Source organism: Conyzicola lurida, from assembly GCF_014204935.1.
Lineage (GTDB): Bacteria > Actinomycetota > Actinomycetes > Actinomycetales > Microbacteriaceae > Conyzicola > Conyzicola lurida.
Genome location: NZ_JACHMJ010000001.1, coordinates 355,901 through 377,803, shown reverse-complemented (window position 1 = coordinate 377,803; position 21,903 = coordinate 355,901). Strand labels below are relative to the sequence as shown.

At 69.7% G+C, this 21,903-nt stretch carries 24 protein-coding genes; 9 read left to right on the top strand and 15 right to left on the bottom strand.

Translation table 11 applies throughout. The features are described from left to right. The first annotated feature begins 66 nt into the window (after nt 1–66). Nucleotides 67–930: an alanyl-tRNA editing protein gene (locus tag HD599_RS01905; RefSeq protein WP_184233140.1), complete on the top strand. Its 864-nt coding sequence runs from the start codon at nt 67–69 to the stop codon at nt 928–930. Here HD599_RS01905 and HD599_RS01900 read toward each other — a convergent pair. Beyond that, on the bottom strand, nt 927–1,862 hold the full coding sequence (locus tag HD599_RS01900) for an NADP-dependent oxidoreductase (RefSeq protein WP_184233138.1): 936 nt from the start codon (nt 1,860–1,862) through the stop codon (nt 927–929). The genes HD599_RS01905 and HD599_RS01900 overlap by 4 nt on opposite strands. Before the next feature lie 112 nt (nt 1,863–1,974). Between HD599_RS01900 and HD599_RS01895 the strand changes: the two genes are divergently transcribed. From HD599_RS01895 to HD599_RS01885, 3 genes are all read left to right on the top strand, one after another. After that, on the top strand, nt 1,975–2,475 hold the full coding sequence (locus HD599_RS01895) for a MarR family winged helix-turn-helix transcriptional regulator (protein WP_184233136.1): 501 nt from the start codon (nt 1,975–1,977) through the stop codon (nt 2,473–2,475). A 105-nt stretch (nt 2,476–2,580) separates the two neighbouring features. Further along, nucleotides 2,581–4,308: a glucose-6-phosphate isomerase gene (gene pgi / locus HD599_RS01890; protein WP_184233134.1), complete on the top strand. Its 1,728-nt coding sequence runs from the start codon at nt 2,581–2,583 to the stop codon at nt 4,306–4,308. A gap of 135 nt (nt 4,309–4,443) precedes the next feature. Beyond that, the gene (locus HD599_RS01885) at nt 4,444–5,106 is read left to right on the top strand and encodes a hypothetical protein (protein ID WP_184233132.1); all 663 of its coding nucleotides are present in this window, start codon (nt 4,444–4,446) and stop codon (nt 5,104–5,106) included. Nucleotides 5,107–5,114: 8 nt separating this feature from the next. On the opposite strand, the gene HD599_RS01880 is transcribed toward HD599_RS01885, so the two are convergent. From HD599_RS01880 to HD599_RS01855, 6 genes are all read right to left on the bottom strand, one after another. Then, nucleotides 5,115–6,395 (bottom strand): serine/threonine-protein kinase, encoded by a 1,281-nt coding sequence (locus tag HD599_RS01880; RefSeq protein WP_184233130.1) that lies wholly within the window; start codon nt 6,393–6,395, stop codon nt 5,115–5,117. 130 nt (nt 6,396–6,525) lie between these two features. Then, complete coding sequence (locus HD599_RS01875; protein ID WP_184233128.1) at nt 6,526–6,930, bottom strand: DUF1801 domain-containing protein; 405 nt, start codon at nt 6,928–6,930, stop codon at nt 6,526–6,528. A 34-nt stretch (nt 6,931–6,964) separates the two neighbouring features. Then, the gene (locus HD599_RS01870) at nt 6,965–8,347 is read right to left on the bottom strand and encodes an NAD-dependent succinate-semialdehyde dehydrogenase (protein WP_184233126.1); all 1,383 of its coding nucleotides are present in this window, start codon (nt 8,345–8,347) and stop codon (nt 6,965–6,967) included. Between the two features lie 82 nt (nt 8,348–8,429). Continuing rightward, nucleotides 8,430–9,359 (bottom strand): PDR/VanB family oxidoreductase, encoded by a 930-nt coding sequence (locus HD599_RS01865; protein ID WP_184233124.1) that lies wholly within the window; start codon nt 9,357–9,359, stop codon nt 8,430–8,432. Between the two features lie 17 nt (nt 9,360–9,376). Beyond that, entirely contained in the window at nt 9,377–10,000 is a 624-nt protein-coding gene (locus HD599_RS01860) for an MSMEG_1061 family FMN-dependent PPOX-type flavoprotein (protein ID WP_184233122.1), read from the bottom strand. Nucleotides 10,001–10,290: 290 nt separating this feature from the next. Beyond that, nucleotides 10,291–10,647 carry a hypothetical protein gene (locus tag HD599_RS01855; RefSeq protein WP_184233120.1) on the bottom strand — a complete coding sequence of 119 codons (357 nt, stop codon included), beginning with the start codon at nt 10,645–10,647 and terminating at the stop codon, nt 10,291–10,293. Between the two features lie 55 nt (nt 10,648–10,702). Here HD599_RS01855 and HD599_RS01850 point away from each other — a divergent pair, with 55 nt between their 5' ends. Continuing rightward, the gene (locus tag HD599_RS01850) at nt 10,703–11,152 is read left to right on the top strand and encodes a GNAT family N-acetyltransferase (RefSeq protein WP_184233118.1); all 450 of its coding nucleotides are present in this window, start codon (nt 10,703–10,705) and stop codon (nt 11,150–11,152) included. A 32-nt stretch (nt 11,153–11,184) separates the two neighbouring features. Here HD599_RS01850 and HD599_RS01845 read toward each other — a convergent pair whose 3' ends face one another. Next, on the bottom strand, nt 11,185–11,652 hold the full coding sequence (locus tag HD599_RS01845) for a hypothetical protein (protein WP_184233116.1): 468 nt from the start codon (nt 11,650–11,652) through the stop codon (nt 11,185–11,187). A gap of 51 nt (nt 11,653–11,703) precedes the next feature. After that, nucleotides 11,704–12,126 carry an alternative ribosome rescue aminoacyl-tRNA hydrolase ArfB gene (arfB, locus tag HD599_RS01840; RefSeq protein ID WP_184233114.1) on the bottom strand — a complete coding sequence of 141 codons (423 nt, stop codon included), beginning with the start codon at nt 12,124–12,126 and terminating at the stop codon, nt 11,704–11,706. A 95-nt stretch (nt 12,127–12,221) separates the two neighbouring features. Between arfB and HD599_RS01835 the strand changes: the two genes are divergently transcribed. Together HD599_RS01835 and HD599_RS01830 are read left to right on the top strand one after the other, a co-directional pair. After that, nucleotides 12,222–12,911 (top strand): alpha/beta hydrolase, encoded by a 690-nt coding sequence (locus HD599_RS01835; protein ID WP_184233112.1) that lies wholly within the window; start codon nt 12,222–12,224, stop codon nt 12,909–12,911. 46 nt (nt 12,912–12,957) lie between these two features. Beyond that, complete coding sequence (locus HD599_RS01830; RefSeq protein ID WP_425489149.1) at nt 12,958–13,284, top strand: helix-turn-helix domain-containing protein; 327 nt, start codon at nt 12,958–12,960, stop codon at nt 13,282–13,284. A 3-nt stretch (nt 13,285–13,287) separates the two neighbouring features. Here HD599_RS01830 and HD599_RS01825 read toward each other — a convergent pair whose 3' ends face one another. From HD599_RS01825 to HD599_RS01800, 6 genes are all read right to left on the bottom strand, one after another. Then, nucleotides 13,288–15,957 (bottom strand): phosphoenolpyruvate carboxylase, encoded by a 2,670-nt coding sequence (locus HD599_RS01825; RefSeq protein ID WP_184233109.1) that lies wholly within the window; start codon nt 15,955–15,957, stop codon nt 13,288–13,290. A 55-nt stretch (nt 15,958–16,012) separates the two neighbouring features. After that, nucleotides 16,013–17,146: a hypothetical protein gene (locus HD599_RS01820; protein ID WP_184233107.1), complete on the bottom strand. Its 1,134-nt coding sequence runs from the start codon at nt 17,144–17,146 to the stop codon at nt 16,013–16,015. Nucleotides 17,147–17,175: 29 nt separating this feature from the next. Further along, entirely contained in the window at nt 17,176–17,838 is a 663-nt protein-coding gene (locus HD599_RS01815) for a hypothetical protein (protein WP_184233105.1), read from the bottom strand. A 683-nt stretch (nt 17,839–18,521) separates the two neighbouring features. After that, the gene (locus HD599_RS01810; RefSeq protein ID WP_184233103.1) at nt 18,522–19,160 is read right to left on the bottom strand and encodes a dihydrofolate reductase family protein; all 639 of its coding nucleotides are present in this window, start codon (nt 19,158–19,160) and stop codon (nt 18,522–18,524) included. Nucleotides 19,161–19,170: 10 nt separating this feature from the next. Continuing rightward, nucleotides 19,171–19,530 carry a VOC family protein gene (locus HD599_RS01805; protein ID WP_184233102.1) on the bottom strand — a complete coding sequence of 120 codons (360 nt, stop codon included), beginning with the start codon at nt 19,528–19,530 and terminating at the stop codon, nt 19,171–19,173. A 22-nt stretch (nt 19,531–19,552) separates the two neighbouring features. Next, nucleotides 19,553–20,116: a GNAT family N-acetyltransferase gene (locus tag HD599_RS01800; protein WP_184233100.1), complete on the bottom strand. Its 564-nt coding sequence runs from the start codon at nt 20,114–20,116 to the stop codon at nt 19,553–19,555. A 62-nt stretch (nt 20,117–20,178) separates the two neighbouring features. On the opposite strand from HD599_RS01800, the gene HD599_RS01795 reads away from it, so the two are divergent. Then, nucleotides 20,179–20,760, top strand: a complete 582-nt coding sequence (locus HD599_RS01795) for a TetR/AcrR family transcriptional regulator (protein ID WP_184233098.1) — start codon at nt 20,179–20,181, stop codon at nt 20,758–20,760. Beyond that, a complete protein-coding gene (locus HD599_RS01790) occupies nt 20,757–21,902 on the top strand; it encodes an SGNH/GDSL hydrolase family protein (protein WP_184233097.1) in 1,146 nt (381 codons plus the stop codon). The genes HD599_RS01795 and HD599_RS01790 overlap by 4 nt, the downstream gene beginning before the upstream one ends. The last annotated feature ends 1 nt before the right edge of the window (nt 21,903 follow it).

Below are 21,903 nucleotides of genomic sequence, written 5' to 3'. Positions count from 1 at the left end.
TTGGGAAGAGGTAAAGATAGCACCACCAAACCGGAAGCTACCGGGACGCCCGTCTACCCTGAGAGCATGGCTCTCCCCACCTCCGATACCCGAGTGACGTACCCGGATGGCGCGCTGACGTCGACCGGAACGGTGCTGCACATCGAACCACGGGCCGACGGCCGCGCGGCGGTCGTTCTCGACGAGACCGCGTTCCACCCCGTCGATACCGCGTGGCCGGACCAGCCGGCCGACCACGGGGTGCTCGTCTCGGGAAGCGACGAGTTCGAGATTCGGGATGCCGTCACCGGCGTCATCCACGAGGGAGTTCTGTATCTCGGCCGAGACCTGCCCGTTCGCGGCGGCACCGAGGGCTGGATCTTCGTCGTCGCGCACATCGTCGACGGGCCGGGGCCCGCGGTCGGTGACACGGTCGAGATCCGGGTCGACGGCGAGTACCGGCGGGCGCTCTCGGCCGGGCACACCGCGTGCCACCTCGCCTCGCTCGCCCTCGACGCCGCGCTCGCGGACGCGTGGACCAAGCCCGTCGCGACCGACGCGCTCGGCAACCCCGCCTTCGACGCGCTCGCCATCGCGACCTCGCGCATTGACGCGAACGGTTCGGTCGACGTGTACCGCATCGGCAAGTCGCTGCGGAAGAAGGGCTTCACGCCCGCCACGCTCGACGACCTCGCGGCCGTCGAGCTGCGGGCGAACACCCTGCTCGAGCAGTGGCGCAGCGCGGGCGGCGCGATCCGCATCGAGCGGGACGCCCCCGAGCTGTCGGCCCGGCGCACCTGGGTCTGCGAGCTGCAGGGCGGCCGCACCGACATCCCCTGCGGCGGCACGCATCTGACCGACATCCACCAGCTCGACCAGATCACGGTGTCGCTCGCCACCAACGATATCGACGGCGCCCGCGAGCTCACGATGACGACGAGCACCCGCTAGGCCTCGGGTACGGCGACGACCTTGCCGTGCAGCCGTCCGGCGGCGGCGCGCTCGTGGACCGCGGGGAGTTCGCTCAGCGGGACGCGCTCGGCGACGTCGACCGTGAGTTCGCCGCTGTCGACGAGGGCGACGAGCTGGGCCAGCTGGTCGACGTCGGATCGGACGAAGACTCCCCCGGTGCGCACACCGCGCTCGTCGTCGCCGGGGGTGGTCATCCACGCGGTCGTGGCCACGACGATGCCGCCGTCACGCACCAGTGGCACGAGAGCCGCGAACTCGGCCTCGCTGATCGGCGCGAGGTTGAGCAGCACGTCCACCTGCTCGGTCACGGATTCGAGAACCGTCGACGTCGTGTGGTCGACGACCTCGTCGGCACCGTGCGCCGCCACCGCGGCACGGCTGCGCGGGCTCGCCGTGGCGATGACGTACGCGCCGGCGCGCTTGGCGAGCTGGACGGCGTAACCGCCGACCGCTCCCCCGGCGCCGACGACGAGGAGACGCTGGCCGGCCTCGAGACCGCCGAGGTCGAAGAGCGCCTGCCAGGCGGTGAGGGCGACCGACGGCAGGGACGCCGCGTCGGCGAGGTCGATGGCGGATGGCGCGGAGACGAGCACGTCCGCGGGTGCGACGACGTACTCCGCCGCCGATCCGCTCCCCGCCATCGGGAGGAACCCGACGATCGCGTCGCCGATCTGGAACCCGGTCACCCCGTCGCCGATCGCGGCGATCGTGCCCGAGACGTCGTACCCGGGAACGTGCGGGAGAGCGACCGGGAACGGGAGGGTGCCGCCGCGGATGCCGGCGTCGGCCGGGCTGAATGCGGAGCCTGCGACGCGGACCAGGACCTCGCCCGAAGCGGCGACGGGCCGGTCGGCGTCTTCGTAGCGCAGAACCTCGGGGCCGCCGAACTCGTGGAAACGTACTGCCTTCATGATGATCTTCCTTCTCTCATTGCTTCGAATGTGAAGCACTTGGAAGGACACTAGCAGTGCTTCGAGTTCGTAGCAAGTGCTTTGATTTCGCAGCAACTGGTAACCTATCGCCATGGCCAAATCCCCGAAGTCCGTCGACCCCACCCAGCTCGACGCCTACCTCTCGCTCATCGAGGTGAGCAGCCTGCTGCGGCACACGGTCGAGCAGCAGCTGCGGGACGCCGGAGACCTCAGCTACGTGCAATTCCAGCTCTTGGCGCGCTTGGGCGATTCGCCGACCGGCAGCCACCGCATGACCGACCTCGCCGACGGCGTCGTCTACAGCCGCAGCGGTCTGACGTACCAAGCTCAGCTGCTCGAGCAGCGCGGATTCGTGACCCGCGCACCCTCCGTCGACGACGAGCGCGGAACGACCGTCACGATCACCGAACAGGGACGCGGCATCCTCACCACCGTCTTTCCCGGCCACATCGCCGTGCTCAACGAGCTGCTGCTCGAGCCCTTGACTACTAAGGACGTCGAGAACCTCGCCGACGTGCTCGGCCGGGTGCGCGACCACATGCGCGCGTCGCCGCCGCGCTCGGCGGCACCGCGGCGGCGCAAGGCCACCTGACGACGGCTCACGGCCGGCGTCACAGGGCTAGGGTTGAACACGGTCCGCCTCGCACCGACGCGAGAGTCGCGAGCTACGTACTGCCCGGCACCACAGGAGAATCCCTTGAATGACTTCGCCCCCGTCGATCCCACTGCCACCGATGCTTGGAAGAGCCTCGCTGCGATAGCCGACGGCTTCTCGCCCGACCTGCGCACCTGGTTCGACACCGACGCCGCCCGCGCCGAGCGTTACACCTTCCAGGCCGCCGACCTCACCGTCGACCTGTCGAAGGGCCTCATCACCGACGAGATCGTCGCGCACCTCGTGCAGCTCGCGAACGACGTCGACGTGGCCGGGCGCTACCAGGCCATGATCAGCGGCGAGCACATCAACGTCACCGAGGACCGCGCGGTCCTGCACACGGCGCTGCGCCGCCCCAAGGATGGCGAAGGCCTCGTGCCCCCCAAGGGCTTCGTCGTCGACGGACAGGATGTCGATGCCGACGTTCACGCGACGCTCGACAAGGTCTACGCGTTCGCCGACAAGGTGCGCTCGGGCGAGTGGACCGGCGTGACCGGCAAGCGCATCGAGACCGTCGTCAACATCGGTATCGGCGGATCCGACCTCGGCCCCGTCATGGTCTACGAGGCGCTCAAGCCCTACGTGCAGGCCGGCCTCGAGATCCGCTTCGTCTCCAACATCGACCCCAACGACGTCTACGAGAAGACCGTGGGCCTCGACCCCGAGACCACGCTGTTCATCGTCGCGTCGAAGACCTTCGGCACGCTCGAGACCCTGACCAACGCGCGCCTCGCCCGCGAGTGGCTGTGGGCCGAGCTCTCCGCCGCCGGTGCCCTCGACGACAGCGACGAGGCCCGCACCGGCGCCGTCGCCAAGCACTTCGTCGCCGTCTCCACCGCGCTCGACAAGGTCGCCGCGTTCGGCATCGACCCCGAGAACGCGTTCGGCTTCTGGGACTGGGTGGGCGGCCGCTACTCGGTCGACTCCGCCATCGGCACCTCCGTCGTCATCGCCATCGGCCCCGACAACTGGCGCGAGTTCCTCGCCGGCTTCCACGCCGTCGACGAGCACGTGCGCACCACCCCGATCGAGCAGAACGTGCCCGTGCTGATGGGTCTGCTCAACGTCTGGTACACGAACTTCCTCGGCGCCCAGAGCCACGCGGTGCTGCCCTACGCGCAGTACCTGCACCGCTTCCCCGCGTACCTGCAGCAGCTCACCATGGAGTCGAACGGCAAGAGCGTGCGCTGGGACGGCTCCCCCGTCACGACCGGCACTGGCGAGATCTTCTGGGGCGAGCCGGGCACCAACGGCCAGCACGCGTTCTACCAGCTGATCCACCAGGGCACGCAGCTGATCCCGGCCGACTTCATCGCCGTCGCGAACCCCGCGCACCCGCTGAAGGACGCGACCGGCGACGGCGCGGGCGTCGAGCCCGGCCAGGACGTGCACACCCTGTTCATGGCGAACTTCTTCGCGCAGACCAAGGCGCTCGCGTTCGGCAAGACCGCCGACGAGGTGCGCGCCGAGGGCACCAAGGAGTCCGTCGTGCCCGCCCGCGAGTTCGCCGGCAACCGTCCGACCACGTCGATCCTCGCTCCGGCCCTCACGCCGAGCGTCGTCGGCCAGCTCATCGCCCTGTACGAGCACATCGTGTTCGTCGAGGGAACCGTCTGGGGCATCGACTCGTTCGACCAGTGGGGTGTCGAGCTCGGCAAGCAGCTCGCGCTGCAGATCACCCCGGCCGTCGCCGGCGACGCGGCCGCTCTCGAATCGCAGGACTCGTCGAGCAAGTCGCTCATCGCGAAGTACCTCGAGCTGCGCAAGTAATTACGTCAGCCCGATAAAAGGGGTGGATGACGCGGGCTTCGGCCAGCGGCATCCACCCCTCGTCTTTTCGCCCGCTTGCTTTTGCGCGGCTGGGCTGAAAGGTTGGACGGAGGGGGATACATGAGAATTCGTACATTGACCATCACCGCTGCCGTGGCCGTCGTTGCACTGCTCACCGGCTGCTCGGGCACCGACGACGACGCACTGCCCGCGATGCCGTTCGACACGGTCGAGATGCCGGCCCAGACGGCGCCGACGGCGACGCCCGGGCAACAGCTCGCGGCCGGCGACATCGTCACGCTGCCGATCACCGACCCCACCGGCGAGCCGGACGACCCGATCGAGACGACCGTCATCGGGGTAGCCCAGGGCGACGCGTCCTACTGGGAGCAGTTCGACAACGGCGAACAGTTCGCCGGCGAGACCCCGTTCTTCGCGGTGATGCAGTACCGCTGGGTGACCGGCGACGTGAGCGCGTCGTCCGTGCCGCTGCTGCGCCCGCTGCTCGACGACGGCTCGGAGGGCGACATCGTCGAACAGGAGTTCGCGGGATCGCTGACGTCGGACGCTCCCTGCCCGTTCGAAATCGGGCGCTTCGACCTGGAGGAGGACCGCGGACCGAACGAGTACATCGGCTGCGTGCTCTACACCGCACCCGAGGGTTCCACCCTGGCCGGGTTGCAGTGGCACAACCTGAGCCCGCTCGCGTTCTCCGAACCGGACCCCGCGGTCAACCCGTTCTACACCGCGCCCGTGGTCTGGGAAGTGACGCCGCTGGTACCGGACGTGGAGGGGTAGCGACCGGCCTAGATCCGCCGCGGGGCGGGGGCCGGCAGGCGGTCGACCTCACGGGCGACGAGCGCGACCATGTCGGCGAGGTTCTGGTCGTCGAACGCCGACAGCACGAGAGGCTGCGGGTCGAGCACCCAGAACGCGGCACGGGGAACACCGTCGTCCGAGCGGATCAGCGCCCCGTGGACCCGAGCCATGGCGCCGACTCCCCTGCGCAGCGGTGACACCCCGTGCTGCGGATCCGCCAGGACGTTGAGCCGGTCGACCGAGTCGGGGTCGATGCCGTGCACCGCGAGCAGGCGGTCGTCGCCACCGTGCGACGCGATGATCACGATCGAGGCGGTCAGCAGTCGCGACGCGATGCGCGCGATGCGGTCGAACACCTCGGGATCGGTCTCGACGGGGGCGACAACGACCGGAGGCGCGATGGCCCGCCCGTTCGCACGGTCGCGCTCGAAGCCGATGAGCTCGCCGAGAGCCGCGGTGACTTCCGCACTCGTCGGGCGGTCGCCCGGTTCGCGGCTGGTCATCGCCGTCAGCAGGTCGAACCACGGCTTCGGCAGGCTGTCGGGGATGACGGGATCGCTGATCAACCGCGCGACGGCGCTGACGTGCTGGGTACCGGGAAAGGTCAGCTCGCGCGTGAAGCACTCGAGCAGGCACAGCCCGAGCGAGTAGATGTCGGTCGACGGCTCGATGACGTCGCGCATCGCCTGCTCCGGGCTGAGGTAGGCGGCCGTGCCGAGCGTTTCGGAGGGATCGGCGACGACCCCGGTGACGAGCGCGATGCCGAAGTCGGCGAGTTTGGCGCGCGGCCGGTCGCCGTTCTCGACGTAGTCCACGATGAGCACGTTCGCCGGCTTCACGTCTCGGTGGATCACGTCGTTGGCGTGGATGTACTGCAGACTCTCGGCCAGGTCGAAGCCGAGCTGCGCGATCTCCTGCCCGGAGAGCGCCCGCTGGGCCGTGAGCGACAGCAGCGTCGGTCCGCTCACCAGCTCCATCACGAGGAACATGCGGGAGAGCGCGGGGTTCTTGTTTTCGACGATCCCCGCGTCGATCAGGGTGACGAGACCGTGGTGGTTCAGACGCGCGAGCATCTTGAGCTCGTGCTCCTGGTTGGCGGCATCCACGATCTCGCCGAGGTTCGAATCGAACAGCTTGACGGCCACGAGCCGGTCGAGGAATTCGTCGCGCGCCTCGTAGACCGACGCCATCCCACCCGAGCCGATGAGGCTGAGGATCTGGTACCGGTCGTTGAGTCGCGAATAGGGGACCGTGTCGTCCGGCGTCATGTTCAAACTTTCCTGCGGGCTGTCACTGGTCGCGTCCTGCGGCGACTCCAGCTAGCCAAGGGTAACCTGTGACTGTCAGTAGCAATCGCCCGTTTCAGCCGACGACGCGATCGACTGCCTGTAGCCGTCGCTACATTTTTTCACCCGGGATGACGCTGGCCTGCGTCATCCACTCTCTGAGTAGTTTCTCGTCGAGCACGTCGGTCTCGCGGATGTCGAGATAGCGCACCTCGGCGTGCTTCGAGGGCTTCGGCGGCATCGGGCGGAGCGAGGTTCCCTTGTGGAAGGTGAGCTGCACGTAGTGCGTGTAGCAGCGGAACGAGAGGAACCAGCCGTCGTCGACGCCGTAGAAGGGCTGGTTCCACTTCACGGCTTTGTGCACGCCGGGCACGGCTGCGACGACGAGGTCGTCGAGGCGTTGGCCGAGGGCGTGCTTCCAGCCGGGCATCGCGGCGATGTAGTCGCGCACGGGCCCGTCGCCCTCGCCCTTGGGGATCTGCGGGTTGCCGCCCGAGAGCAGCGTCGGCTCGTTCATGCCGGAAATTGTAGTGCGTGGGGTTTCGACAGGCTCAACCCGCTATGCGGACGAGCTTCTTGTTCACGAATTCCTCCATCGCGAACTTGCCCATCTCGCGACCCGAACCCGAGCGCTTGACGCCACCGAACGGCAGCTCGGCGGCGTCGCCGAGAACGAGGTTGATCCAGACCATGCCCGCGTCCATCGCGTCGGCAACCCGCAGGGCCTGTGCCTCGTCGGTCGTGTAGACGTAGGAGCCGAGGCCGAAGGGGGTGTCGTTGGCGAGGCGGATCGCCTCCTCCTCGGAGTGCACGCGGTAGAGCGCGGCCACGGGGCCGAAGAACTCCTCGTGGTACGCGTCCATCGCGGGGGTGACGTCGGTGAGCACGGCGGGCGGGAAGAAGTTGCCCGTCACCTCGCCGCTCGCGAGCACGGTCGCGCCCTGGGCGATGGCGCGCTGCAGCTGCTCGTCGAGGCGCTCGGTCGCGGCGGCCGACGAGAGCGGGCCGAGGAGCGTGCCGTCGGCCATCGGGTCGGCGGGCTGCGCGGCGGTGAACACGGCCGTGAACTTCTCGGCGAAGTCGTCGAAGAGCGCGTCGGTCACGATGAAGCGCTTCGCGGCGTTGCAGGACTGGCCGTTGTTGTCGAGACGCGCGTTCACCGCATCTTGCACCGCGGCATCCAGATCATCGGTCGACAGCAGCACGAACGGGTCGGACCCGCCCAGCTCGAGCACGACCTTCTTGAGGTGGCGGCCGGCGATCTCGGCGACGGCGGCTCCCGCGCGCTCGGAGCCGGTGACGGAGACACCCTGCACGCGCGGGTCGGCGATGATCGTGGCGGCCTGCTCGTTGGTCGCGTAGACGTTGGTGTACACGCCGGCGGGCACGCCGAGTTCCTCCGCCGCCTGGGCGAAGATCGCGGCGATGGCCGCGGACGACTCGGGGCACTGCGGAGCATGCTTGAGCACGATGGTGTTGCCCGCGACGATGTTCGGGCCGGCGAACCGGGCCACCTGGTAGTAGGGGAAGTTCCACGGCATGATTCCGAGCAGCACGCCGACGCCGACGCGGCGCACGAACGCGCTGCCGCTGCCCTCGGCGAGGGTGATCGGCTCGTCGGCGAGGAACGCCTCGCCGTTGTCGGCGTAGTAGCGGTAGATCGCGGCGGCGAACTCGACCTCTCCGACGGCCTGGTCGAGCGGCTTGCCCATCTCGCGCACGACGATCTCGGCGAGCTCCTGCACACGCTCTTCGTGCAGGTCGGCGACGCGGGCGATGAGTGCGGTGCGCTGGGACGCCGTGGTCTTGCGGGACCAGTCCTGATAGGCGGATGACGCGGCCGCGAGTGCCGCCTCGAGCTCGTCTGCGGAGATCGTCGGGTAGTCGCTCACCGTCGTGCCGGTGGCGGGGTCGACCACGGAATACTGGCTCATCGTGCGTGTCCTCACTCGGAGTGGTTGTCGGATGATCCACTTTCCCACGAGCGGGGCGTTTTCGGTGATTGAGTGGGCCGGGCTACTCGGGCGCCGCTATCACCAGCTCGGGCGTCAGCGCTCGCGAGACGCACGGGTACATCGTCGTGGAGTCCTCGTCGCTCGTGAGCGAGTCGCGGTGCTCGGCCTTGCCGTCGACCACGCGCACCGCGCACGAACCGCAGATGCCGCGCAGGCACGACCCGGCGACGGGAACCCGGGCCGAGTTGAGCGCCGCGAGCATCGACCGGTCGGCCGGCACCTCGACCGCGACGTCCGTGCCCTCGACCCGCACGGTGAACGGTTCGTTCGCCCGCACGACGGCCGGTTTGGGCTCGAAGCGCTCGAGGTGGAGGCTGCCGCGCGGCCACTCGCGCATCGCCTCGAGCACCGCGTCGGTGAAGCGTGCGGGACCGCAGGTGTAGACCGCGACACCGGGTCGGGGCTCGGCGAGGTACGACTCGAGGTCGAGCCTTCCGGCGCGGTCGGGCGAGTTGATCGTGACTTTCTGGCCGAGGGCGTCGAGGTCGGCGCGGAACGGCAGGTCCGCGCCATCCCGAATCGCGTAGTTCATCGACCACGTGGCACCGCGGCGTTCCAGCTCGTTCGCCATGGCCAGGATCGGCGTGATGCCGATTCCGGCGGCGAGCAGCAGGTACTCGTCGGCCGGGGCGATCGGGAACAGGTTGCGCGGCGCGCTCGCGTGCACCGTGCGGCCCTCGCGCAGGTACTCGTGGATGTACATCGAGGCGCCGCGGGAGTACTCCTCGCGCAGCACCGCGATGCGGTAGGTGCCGCGGTCGGCGGGGTCGCCGCAGAGCGAGTACTGGCGCTGCTGGCGGGTCACGAGCTGCACGTCGATGTGGGCGCCGGCTTCCCACGGCGGCAGCGGCACGCCGTCGGGGTCGCCGAGTTCGATGCTGAGGATGCCGGCAGACTGCGACTCGATGCGCTTCACGACGAGCGGAAGCATGCCTTTTCTACTGGGCACTAGTACAACGTCTCGTAGGCGCCGACCATGCCCTCGTCGATCAGACCGGCGACCTCGGGGGCGTACCCGGAGGCCTCGGCCCAGAAGGTGCCCGAGGTGGGGAGCTCTTTCGCGAGGTCCTGCATCTCGGGATCCCACAGGCCCGAGCGCAACAGCGCGCGGCCGCAGTGCAGGTAGACCTGCTCGGTGCGGATCACGGTGGCGAGGGTCGGGGTGACGTGGTCCTGCTCGAGCATCGCCATCAGGCCGGGGTCGTCGGTGATGTACGCGGTGCCGTTGATGCGCAGCGTTTCGGTCATGCCGGGCACGAAGCAGACGAGTCCGACGTGGCCGTTGTCGAGGATGTTGGTGAACGAGTCGGCGAGCTTGTTGCCCAGCCGGTCGGGGATCACGAGGGTGCGGTCGTCGAGGGCGCGCACGAAGCCGGGGTAGTCGCCGCGGGGCGAGTTGTCGCAGTTGCCCGCGCTGTCGGAGGTGGACAGGCAGAGGAAGGGCGAGTGGGCCAGGAACGCGAGGCAGTTGCGATCGAGGTGGTCGAGGATCTTGTCGTAGACCGGCTGCCCGGGGAACCCGAGGGTCTCGCGCAGGTCAGTCTCAGTGAGCCTGCGGAATTCGGTCTTCACGGCGCTCTTTCGGGGTCGGCCCTCTCGGGGTCGCGGAAACGATGCGCATCAAGGGTAGGCGATGCTCGTCTCAGCCTATTCGCGCATCGTCACGCCGCTCTTGGGCCGGCGGCACGCAGAATCGAGAGATGCTGTGCCTGCGGCACAGATCGCGTGCCGCACGTCGGCGCCGCTCGACAGGATGAAATGGCCCCAACGCGCGCTCGACAGGATCAGATGCGCGGTTCCGCCCCGCGCGTCCTGTTGGGCGGGCTTGTGCAGGGGGCCGGCAGGGGGCCGGCAGGGCCGGTCTACCGCGTGGCGCGTATGATGCGCGCGATCGACAGCCCCGCGGCCGCGACGAGCGGCACGGCGATCACGGCGAGCGCGATCGGGTTCGGCCGGAACGTGGGCCCGTTCGCGTCGCCGACGTAGGCGCCGATCGGCAGGGCGTATCCGCCGCCTCCCCCGCCGCTGCCCTCGCCGCGTTTCGCGGGACCGAACTCGCCGTCAGGCATGTCGCCCGAGCCTTCCCCGCCGCCGAACCCGAACACGACGAGCGCGACGGGGATGATGTCATGACCGTTCAGCGTCACTGTTTCGCCGTACGCGAGCTTCGCGCCCCAGGAGGGCACCGATTCAGCCAGTTTTTCCGTGAGGTTTGTCATGGCGCGAAGCTACTCGGGTCGCGCGTGCCGTTTCTACCCCGTGTAATTTGGCCCCATGACCGAGCAGCTGAGCGTGCACGCGCTCGCCCCGGACGACCGCGAGTTCTTCCGCGCGCTGGCCCAGGACGCCCGCGTCATCCGCTTCGTCGGCGACGGCGCCCCGTGGAGCGACGACTACGTGCGGCAGCGGTTCGACACCGCCCTCGACGGCGGCACCCCCGACCACGGGCTGCGCTGGTTCATCGCGTCGGCGGACGACACCCGGGTGGGGCTGCTCGCCCTCACGGTGCACGGCGACGAGACCGAGCTCGGCTACTGGATCGCTCCCGAGCACTGGGGCAAGGGGTACGCGGGGCGCCTCGTCGAGCACGCCGTCGACCTCACCCCGGGGCAACTGGCCGCGACCGTGCACCGCGACAACGCCGCCTCGCAGCGCGTGCTCGAACGCGCGGGGTTCACGCGTCGCGGCACGGCGCCCTCGGGCGAACTGAGGTTCGTCCGTTAGTCCCGCATCCACTCCCAGACCACCCGCGGGTGTCAGCCCGTCGCGGCGAGGGTATAGACGGCGAGCGTGACCACGACGACCCCGACCAAGAGGTCGGTCCACGTGGCAAGCGATTCCCGCGCGTTCTTGCCGCGCTTCGCGACATGCATCGCGCCCGCGATGAAGAGGAAGACACCACCGGCGAGCCCGACGGGCACCGCCCAGCCCGGGATGGGAGCGAGGAGACCGGCGAACCCCATCCCGATGTTGGCGGTGCCGAGTTCACGCGTCAGCTGCACGACCTGCACGCTCGGAGTGCTCGCCCCGAGAATCGCGGCGGTCGGCCCCTTGCCCGATACCTGCGCGATGCCGGCGACCAGCAGTCGCGTTCCGACGCCCCAGAACACCCACCACTTGCCGACGACCGCCACGGGATCGCCGCCGGCCACGGCCAGCTCGACGACTCCGCTGATGACCGGCAGCGCGGCGGTCTGAGCGATGACCAAGATGAAGTAGCCCACGACATCCACGCTGCCCGACCACGGTGGCGCCGACAAGCGGGTTGCGGCGAGCTACTCCCCCGTCGGCCGCTGCCGCTGCTGCTTCGTGGCCGAGCGCTGCTTCTTCGCGGCGAGGTGGCGGCGTGCCGACCCGCGGGTGGGCTTCGTCGCACGGCGCAGCGGGCCCGGAGGCGCCAGCGCCGTGCGCACCATATCGGCGAGGGTGTCGAGCGCGGTCTCGCGGTTGCGCAGCTGCGAGCGCTGCGCCGACACCGTCACGGCGACCGCTCCCCCGACGAGACGCCGGCCGAGGCGGGTGAGCAGCTGAGCACGCTGATCGTCGTCCAGCGCGGCAGACTCCTGCACGTTCCACGTCAGCTGCACGCGGCTGTCCGAGGTGTTGACGTGCCGGCCGCCCGGCCCCGACGAGCGCGAGAACTTCCACTGCAGCTCGGAGGCAGGGATCGTCAGGCGCGGGGTCACCTCGAGGTCCATGCGTCAAGGGTCGCACGGTCTCGCTGCTGTCAGCAGATTCGCGAGCACGATCGGCGAATCGGCCGTAGCGTCGGATCACCGACGGAAGGAATCGAATGGAACTGCTCTTCGTACACGGCGCCCTGGTGCGCGACGGGGCGTGGTGGTGGCAGCCCACCGCCGCCCTGCTGCGCGAGCAGACCGGAATCGAGAGCAGGTCCCTCGCGCTGCCGTCGTGCGGCGAGACCGCGTCGAGGGGCGGACTCCACGAGGACGCGGCAGCCCTGCGCGAGGCACTAGACCGAGGCGGAGACACGATCGTCGTCGGCCACTCCTACGGCGGCACCGTCGTCGCCGAGGCCGGCCAGCACCCCGCGATCGCCCGGCTGCTCTACATCTCGTCCTACCTGCCCGACGTCGGCCAGGCGCAGGCCGCGATCATGAGCGGCGAGAGCGACCCGGTCTCGATCGCCGACCTGGGCGACGGCACGCTCGGCCTCGCGGGCTACGACGCGGCGTCGTTCGGCGCGCGCTTTATGCAGGACGCGGATGCCGCGGCCGTGAGCGGGGGATGGGACCGGGTCGCCCCGCAGTCCGCGGAGGCTTTCATCACTCCGACATCCGCCGCCGGCTGGCAGGGTATCGATTCGACCTACCTCGTCTGCGGGCAGGACCGCAGCACCTCGGTCGCGCTGCAGCGGGAGCACGCGGCCCGGGCCATGCGCTCCGTCGAGCTGCCGACCGGGCACCACCCGTTTATCTCGCGCCCCGACCTCGTGGTCGAGCAGCTGCGCCGTCTGCTGTGAGCGAAACCCGTCGCGGCCGGCACCCCGCAGCGGTTGACTGTGCCGCATGAGCGAAAAGGACCGACTTATGGATGACGCGTCGCAAGCCACCGCCTCGACCCGGCCCGAGCGCCTCTGGCGGCACCTCGTCGGCGAGCAGTTGCGCGGAATCCGCACCGAGCGCGGCGAGACCCTGCGCGACGTCGCGGCGCGCGCGGCCGTGTCGCCGCAGTACCTCTCCGAGATCGAGCGCGGCCATAAGGAGCCGTCGAGCGAGATCCTCGCCGCCCTCGGCGAATCGCTCGACACGACCCTGCTCGATCTGACGAACGGAGTCGCCGACCGCCTCCGGTCGGCGACGGCGTCACGCGGCGAGTTCACACTCGCCGCGTAGTGCCTATCCGGTGTTCTGCAGTCCGGCCGCGATTCCGTTGACGGTGAGCAGCAGCAGCTGGTGGTCGGGGTCGCTCGGGTCGCTCTGACCCGGCTGGCGGATCGCGCGCAGGGCGCGGAGCTGCAGCAGCGAGAGCGCGTCGACGTACGGGCTGCGCAGGCGCACCGCGCGGCGCAGCACGGGTCGGCTCTCGAGGATCTCGTCGCGGCCGGTCGCCTTCTGCACCCACTCGCGGGTGAGGTCCATCTCGGCGGTGACGAGCGTAGCGAGGTCGTCGCGGTCGCCGAGCGCGAGGTAGCGCGCGGCCAGGCGTCCGTCGGTCTTGGCGAGGGACATCTCGACGTTGTCGATCATCGACGCGAACAGCGGCCACTCGGCGTACGCGGTGCGCAGCTCGTCGACGTCGCCGACCGCGGCCAGCGCCGAGCCGAGACCGAACCAGCCGGTGAGGTTGATGCGGGCCTGGGTCCAGGCGAACACCCACGGGATCGCGCGCAGGTCTTCGAGCGACTCGACCGAGAGGCCGCGGCGGGCCGGACGGGATCCGAGGGCGAGCAGGCCGATCTCTTCCATCGGCGTGACCTGGGCGAACCACGGCGCGAAGCCGGGTGCCTTGACGAGTTCGAAGAAGCGGACGCGCGACACCTCGTCCATGGTGGTGACCATCGAGGCGAAGCGGGTGGCGGCAGCGGCGTTGTTCTCCTCGTTCGAGGGCGCCGAGGCGAGCAGGGTGGCCGCGGCCATCTGCTCGATGTGGCGGGCGGCGATCATCTTGTCGCCGTACTGCGCGAAGATCACTTCGCCCTGCTCGGTGACCTTGAAGCGGCCGTTGACCGATCCGGGCGGCTGGGCCAGGACGGCCTCGTTGGCCGGTCCGCCGCCGCGGCCGAGCGCACCGCCGCGGCCGTGGAAGAGGGTGAGTTCGATGTCGTTCTCGCGCGCCCAGGTCGCGATACGCGACTGGGCGTCGAACAGGGCGAAGGTGGCCGACACGGGTCCGACATCCTTCGACGAGTCGGAGTAGCCGAGCATCACCTCGAGCTTGCGGCCGGTCGCGGCGAGACGCGCCTGAACCTCGGGCAGCTGGATCATCTCGTCGAGGATCGTGGTGCTCGCGTTGAGGTCGGCGAAGGTCTCGAAGAGCGGGATGGCGTCGAGCACGGGCGCCGCCTCGGCTGAACCGAGCGCGATGGCGCCGAGGTCGTAGACCGTCTTGATGTCGGCCGACGACTGGGTGAACGACACGATGTAGCGCGACGAGGACTGCACGCCGTAGCGCTTCTGCAGGTACGCGATCGTGCGGTAGACCTCGAGCACCTCCTCGGTCATCGGGCTGAGTTCGCCGCCCGCCGTCGCCTCGCGAAGTGCTTCGCGGTGCACCTGCGAGTGCTGGCGCACCTCCATCTCGGCGAGGTGGAATCCGAAGGTCTGCACCTGCCAGACGAGGCCCTGCAGTTCGCCGTTGGCGCTGCGGTGGGCACCGGCGGCACGCAGCGAGTCCTGCAGCACGCGCAGGTCGGCGAGCAGGTCGGCGGCCGACGGGTAGGCGATGGGGTCGTCGTGCTGCTTGCGGGTCGCGGCGATGCGGCCGGCGATCACGAGCAGCACGCGGCGGTGCAGTTCGAGCGGCGCGCGCGTTCCGACCTGGGCGGCCAGATGCGGGGCGACCCGGTTCTGCTCGTCGGCGAGCGCGACGAGCTCGGCGGTGGGCGGGGTGTCGGCGTCGCCGAGGGTCAGCGAGCGGCCGACGCGGGTGGCGACGCGTTCGAGCCCGCGCAGGATGTGCTCGGAGGCGATGCCGGCGGCCTCCTTGGTCACCTCGGCGGTGACGAACGGGTTGCCGTCGCGGTCGGCGCCGATCCAGCTGCCGAGGCGGAAGAACGCGGGGGCGACGGACGCCTTCGAGCCGGCCTCGTCGCCGAGGAGCCAGTCGTCGAGCAGGCGGTACACGCGCGGGACGACCTCGAACAGCGTCTGGTCGAAGATGCTCATGGCCGTGCGCACCTCGTCGAGGGGCGTGGGGCGCGTGGTGCGCAGCGGCGACGTGCGCCAGAGAACGTCGATCTCTTCGAGGAGGCGCCGGTCGATGTCAGCCCCGGTGACGGTGCCGTCGGTCGCGACATCCCGCTCGCCCAGAAGATCGCTGATGCGTCGGATACCGCTCGACACGGCCCGGCGACGGGCCTCGGTCGGGTGCGCGGTGAGCACGGGGTGGAAGCGCAGGTCGGCCAGCCGGCTCGCGGCCTGCTCGGTGCCCAGCTCGTCGGTGAGCTTGGCCAGCGCCGCGGGGATCGAGTCCTTGACGAGCCCGGATGCCGCCTCCCGATTGCGCAGCACCCGGACGCGGTGGTGCTCTTCGGCGAGGTTCGTCAGGTGGAAGTAGCAGGTGAACGCCCGGGCGACCTGCTCGGCCCGTTCGGGCGTGAAGGCTGCGACGAGCTTCTCGGCGTCCTCGATCGACGCGTTGCGCTCGCTCTCGTAGGCGTCGATGACCAGCTCGCGCAGCTTCTCGACGTCGTGCAGCAGATCCTCACCGCCCGACTCGTGCAGCACCTGGCCGAGCAGTCCGCCGAGCAGACTGACGTCGGATCGCAGGGCACTGTCGACGGCGTCTCGGGTGTCGTCACGGCTGGAATCGGACACGGCGGATCCCGGAAGAGAAGAGTTGGTCACGGTTCTAACTTATCGACACCCGCGAGCGGCCGAGAACACGCGTCGTCCAGTGACGCTATCGGCCGTCGACGATCGACATGAACCCGGCGAACGCGAAGATGCCCGGCACCGCGTAGAGCGCGGTGCGCAGCACGAACCAGCCGACCGCACCGAGCACCGACCACACGCCGTGGCGCCGGTCGGTGATGTCGAGCCGATGGCCGTCGACGCCGATGCGGGGCTCCGGGGCGATCCACGGCACGCTCGGGTGGTCCATCCGGTGGCGGATCTCCTGCATCACGAGCGGCACCTCCTGCCCGGGCACCCGTTCGTCGCGGTAGCGCGTCGCGCTGTCGACGATGCGGGCGGCGGCGTTTCCGAGGATCGCGGCGACGCGCTCCCAGGTCGCGGCGCTGCCGAAGTCGGCCGGTTCGGACGTGAAGAAGACGAGCGTGTCGTCGACGATCTCGACGTTGAACCCGGCCGCGTCGTCGACGAGCGCCGCCATCACGTCGGGGGTGAGGAAGTACAGCGCGTCGGCCTCGTACTCGGCCGGCGCGTACACGCGGAACGCGCGGTCGAACTCGCCCGCGAACGTCAAGCGCTGCGACCGGTCGACCCCGGCGGGCAGGTCGCTGCCGTTGGCGGTGGCTTCGAGCACGAGGTGCGGCAGCGGCGCCGGCAGGGTGACGGCGAGGTAGTGCCAGTCGGCCGACCGGCTGCCGGGGTCGATGAGGTTGCCGAATTCGATTCCGGATGACGCGAAGCGCGGGTATGCACGCGGGCGCCCCGCGCCCGACGTGATCAGGGAGGTGAAACCCGCCGCCTCCCTCGGCTGCGGCTCGTACCCGTTGGCGAGAGCAGTCAGATCCTGCCGCCATCCGCCCATCTGCACTTTCGGCGACGGAGGACGAGCCGCCCAGCGATGCAGCCAGAACGTGCCCACGAGCCAGACGGCGAGCACGGCGACCGCGGCCACCAGCGCGCCGATGTCCGCCGCGTCGGCGCTGCCGTCGTGCTGCACGTCGACGCTGATGCCTATGGTGACGAAGGCGATGCCGAGGTACCAGAGCATCAGGCTGTAGTTCACGTGCACGAGCACCTGACGCCGGGTCGGTACCCACTTCGGTCGCGAGTCGCGTCGCACGGCCGCCATCGCCGCGGCGACCTCGGAGTCGGGCGCGGCGAGCCAGCGTAGATCTAGCGTCATGATTCCCCCGCTACAGAGGGTAGGCGTGCTCACTGGATCTGCGCGACCCAGCCGTCCATGCGCTGCTGCGCGACGGTCGTGCCGAGCTCTTCGCGGCTCGCGGGGTTGAGCCAGTAGTAGAGCAGCGCCCGGTAGACCACGACCGGCGAAGCGCCGAGGATCTGGGTGTTGAAGTCGACGGCGGTGCCGGAGTGCTCGATCCGCAAGACCGGGATGTGGGCCTTGTCGTCGCTGAGCTCGTTGGTAACCGTGGCCCTGACCGAGGTGACGGCCTCCCACGGGATGTCGGAATCGCCGCCGCCGAGACGCAGGGCGATGCCGGACTCCCCGATGCCGAGGCCGTGGAGGCTCGGCCAGCCGGCGCGTACCGGATAGGAAAGCACCGACTTGATGACCGCCCAGCCGAAGAATCCCGCGCCGAGCGCCATCGCGCCGATGAAGAAGAGGTTGTCGCTCCAGGTGTCGGGGTACTGCACGAATATGTTGACGATGCCCCAGACGCAGACGAGCGCGATGGCGAGAAAGCCGGTGAACAGCTTCCACGGGACCGGGCGGAGCTTGGCGAAGTGCGTCCACTGGTCGGGCGGCGGCTTCGACCCTTTCGAGAACGCGACCGCGTTGACGAGCACCAGCGGTGCCCGGGACGCGTTGTCGGGCTGCCAGCCCGGAGGTATCTCGGAGAACATCGTCACGGGAGTGACGCTACAGAGAAGTGCGGGCGAAGGTGCGGGATTCTCAGAATCGAGTCACGCGGCACTCTTGATCCACAGGGGCGAGCTTGATCTTGCGGGTGAGACCGCGCATCAGTGAAGTTTGAGACATGAGTACGACCGGCCGTGGCAATCTGTCGCAATGACTTCGACTTGGCCGTTGCAGCAGCTCCCTCCGCCGAGAGCGTGGCGACGCTAGTTGCAGCCGTCATCGCGGCTGCTGGCGCTGTCACCGCGGCGGTCATCGGCGCCGTCAATGCGAGCAAAGCGCGCCAGTGGGTGGGTCGTGATCAGTGGTGGACTCGCTTCTCGTGGGCGATTGGCCTGGCAATCAGCAGAAACCCTCGCGAGTCTGAACTGGGACTATCCGTGCTGATCTCCCTGATTGATGTCCCTTGGGCCAGGACGAAGATAGTGAAATGGCTTTGGCCGTGGCGGGCGCGATCTCGTCACGAAGCGTGACGAAACCGAAGAAAAGGTGGCGAGAATGACTGGCTACAGCAAACGCTCCCGAGAGCTCGCTGAAATACTGCGGGCCAAGGCTCTGAGGAATTTAGCTCGGTCGGGCAAGTACCCTTCGAATTATTCGAATGGGCCGCTCTCTGGCGATCCAGAGCATCGAACCACCAGCGACAAGGGCGCGCGGGCTTCGCGGCGCTAGACGTCTACGCGCCGCGGTCGGGCTCGCTCATGTCGCCGGTCGTCGGCCGCTTTCCCGTGGGACGGTAGCGCAGCAACACCGCACCCTTCTCGGTCGGGGCCGACGCCTCGACGAGTTCGAGGCCGACCGGCGAGCCGGACGGGTCGAACAGCCGCTTGCCCGCGCCGAGAACGACCGGGTAGACCCAGAGGTTGAGCACGTCGAACAGGCCGTCGGCGACGAGCGTGCGGGCGAAGTCGATGCTGCCGATCACGTGCGTCTCGGCGTGACGCTCGCGCAGCGCGGCGATCTCCGCCGCGAGATCGCGCGACAGCAGGTGGGAGTCGCGCCAGGGCAGGTCGGGCGTGTGCCGCGAGGCCACGTACTTCGGAATCCCGTCGAACTTGCGCGCGATCTCGGAGTCGTGGCCCTCGAGCTCGTGCGGCCAGTACCCGGCGAAGATGTCGTAGGTCTTGCGCCCGAGCAGCAGGGCGTCCGTCGCCCGGATGCCCGCGATGATCTGCTCCCCGTCGGTCTCGCTCACGAACGGCGCCTGCCAGCCGCCGAACTCGAAGTCGCCCTCAGGGTCTTCCTCGGGCCCTCCCGGAGCCTGCGAGACGCCGTCGAGCGTGGTGAAGAGGTCGATCAGAATCCGACCGGTCACGGGGATCTCCTTACGCTTGTGCCGGGGGCTCCCAGAGCTCGATCGGCAGTCCTTCGGGGTCGTGGATGCGGGCGAAGTGCCCGTAGTCGTCGGTGTCCCACTCGTCACGGCGCTCGACGGGGATGCCGGAGGCTTCGAGCGTCACGGCGAGCGCGTCGAGCCCGGTGACGCGGAGGTTGAGCATAAACGGCTGGTCGGCGGCGAAGTAGTCGCTGTCGGCGGGGAACGGGGCGAACACCGTCATGCCCGCATCCTGCTGCCAGATGCCCGCGTGGCCGGCCTCGATGCCGAGGTGCTCGCGGTACCAGGCGGCCCGCGCGTCGGGGTCGGCACTGCGGAAGAACAGCCCGCCGATGCCCGTCACTGCCACGATGCGCCTCGCTTTCTGGCGCCTACCGTAGCACCGGCGGCGCGGGCGGCGACAGGAGCAATCGACCGGGGCCGGCGGCGACGTAGTACTTGAATCCGAGGTGCGAGCGCTCGAACCCGAGCCTCTCGTAGAAACGGTGGGCGTCGACGCGCGCGGCGTCGGAGGTGAGCTGCACCAGCCCGACGCCGAGAGTCGGGGCGGCGACATCCACGACCCATCGCATCATCGCCGCACCGATGCCGGCCGAGCGCAGGTCGCTGCGCACCCGCACCGCCTCGACGAGCAGCCGGGTCGAGCCGCGGCGTGCCATGCCGGGGATGCGCGTGAGTTGGAAGGTGCCGATGACGGATGACGCGGCGTCCGTCACCACGAGGAGCTCGTTGCCCGGCTCGCCGAGCACCGCGAGCAGACCGTCGCGGTAGAGCCGCTCGTCGTCGGGCGAGGCGACGTCACCGCGGGAGGCGCTGACGGGGTCGTCCGACAGCAGCGCCATCAGCGCGGCCAGATCGTTCTCGGTCGCCCGCCGCAGCGTGACGGGTGCCGAACGTGTCTCGAGGTCGACGGGGAGGTGCAGGTCGGTCATCACCCGACCAGTCTCGCACCGCCTATGCACTGTCGGATATTTCCTAATGGGTATAGGCTGGCACGATGAGCAGATCACCCCTGACCGCGGCCGTCGTCGTGGCCGACGCCGCGGACCTCGCCGACGACATCGGCTTCGACGCCGTCACCCTGTCGGCCGTGGCCCGTCGGCTCGGGGTGAAGACGCCGAGCCTGTATTCGCACGTGCGCGACCTCGCCGCCCTGCGCGACGGCATCACCGCGCTCGCCCTCAGCGAGCTCGCGCGGGCCGCCTCGCTCGCGGTCGCCGGCCGCTCGGGCAGCGAGGCGCTGCACGGGTTCGCCGACGCACACCGCGAGTTCGCGCGCTCGAACCCCGGCCTCTGGCAGTCGCTCGAGCGGCGCGCGGGGGCGGCGGCCGTCGACTCCGACGCGGCGCGCGGGTTCGTCGCGCTCACCGACGCCGTGCTGCGCGGCTACGGACTCTCGCCGACCGACCGGGTGCACGCCATCCGCCTGCTCGGCAGCACCATCAACGGCTTCATCGCTCTCGAGCGCATCGGAAGCTTCGACCACAGCCAGCCGGCCCCCGAAACTTCGTGGCGCATCGCCCTCGACGCGCTCGACAGCCTCCTCGCCGCCTGGCCCAGCACCGGAAAGAACTCATGATCACCATCCCCATCACCCCCGACCACCTGCACGGCGTCACGGACTTCGAGACCACGCCCCGCGGCATCCGCCCGCACCGCCTGCCGGAGTGGGTCCGCGACACGTATCCCGACCCGCAACTGCTGATGGTCGAGGCCCAGCCCTCCGGCGTGCGCGTCGTCGTGACCACCGCCGCGCGCGAAATCACGCTCGTCACCCACCCGAGCCGCGTCACCTACCTCGGCGCCGACCGCCCGCGCGGGCACGTCGACCTCGTCGTCGACGGCGAACCGCTCGCGAGCGACACCCTCGACGGCGGCGACGTCACGCAGATCAACCTGCAGACCGGTGCCGCCCAGTTCCTGCCGGGCGAGGCCCACGCGTCGACGTTCGCGCTGCCCGAGGGCGACAAGCGCGTCGAACTCTGGCTGCCGCACAACGAGACGGTGGAACTCGTCGAACTGCGCGCGGACGCCCCGGTCGACACCGTCGCGCCCGACGGCCGCGTCTGGCTGCACCACGGCAGCTCGATCAGCCACGGCTCCAACGCGAGCACCCCGACCGAGATCTGGCCCGCGATTGCCGCCCGCCGCGGCGGCGTCGACCTGCGCAACCTCGGCTTCGGCGGCAGCGCCCTCGTCGACCCGTTCGTCGCGCGCGTCATCCGCGATTCGGAGGCCGACCTGATCAGCGTCAAGCTCGGCATCAACGTCGTCAACCTCGACGGGATGCGGCTGCGCACTTTCGTACCCGCGGTGCACGGGTTCCTCGACACCATCCGCGAGGGCCACCCGACCACGCCGATCGTGCTCGTCTCGCCGATCTTCTGCGGCATCCACGAGGACACCCCCGGCCCCGGCGGCTTCGACCCGGCGAGCTTCGGCACCGGCCAGATCCGCTTCATCGCGACCGGCGACCCCGACGACCGCAACAGCGGCAAGCTGACGCTGCGGGTGATCCGCGAGGCTCTCGCCTCGCTGGTCGAGCGCCGGGCCGCCGACCCCAACCTGTACTACCTCGACGGCACTGCCCTGTTCGGCGAGGCTGACGCCGAAGTGCACCCGCTGCCCGACGCGCTGCACCCCGACACGGCGTCGCACCGCCTGATCGGCGAACGCTTCGCCGACTACGCGTTCGCAGCGACGGGGCCGTTCGCCGCGTAGG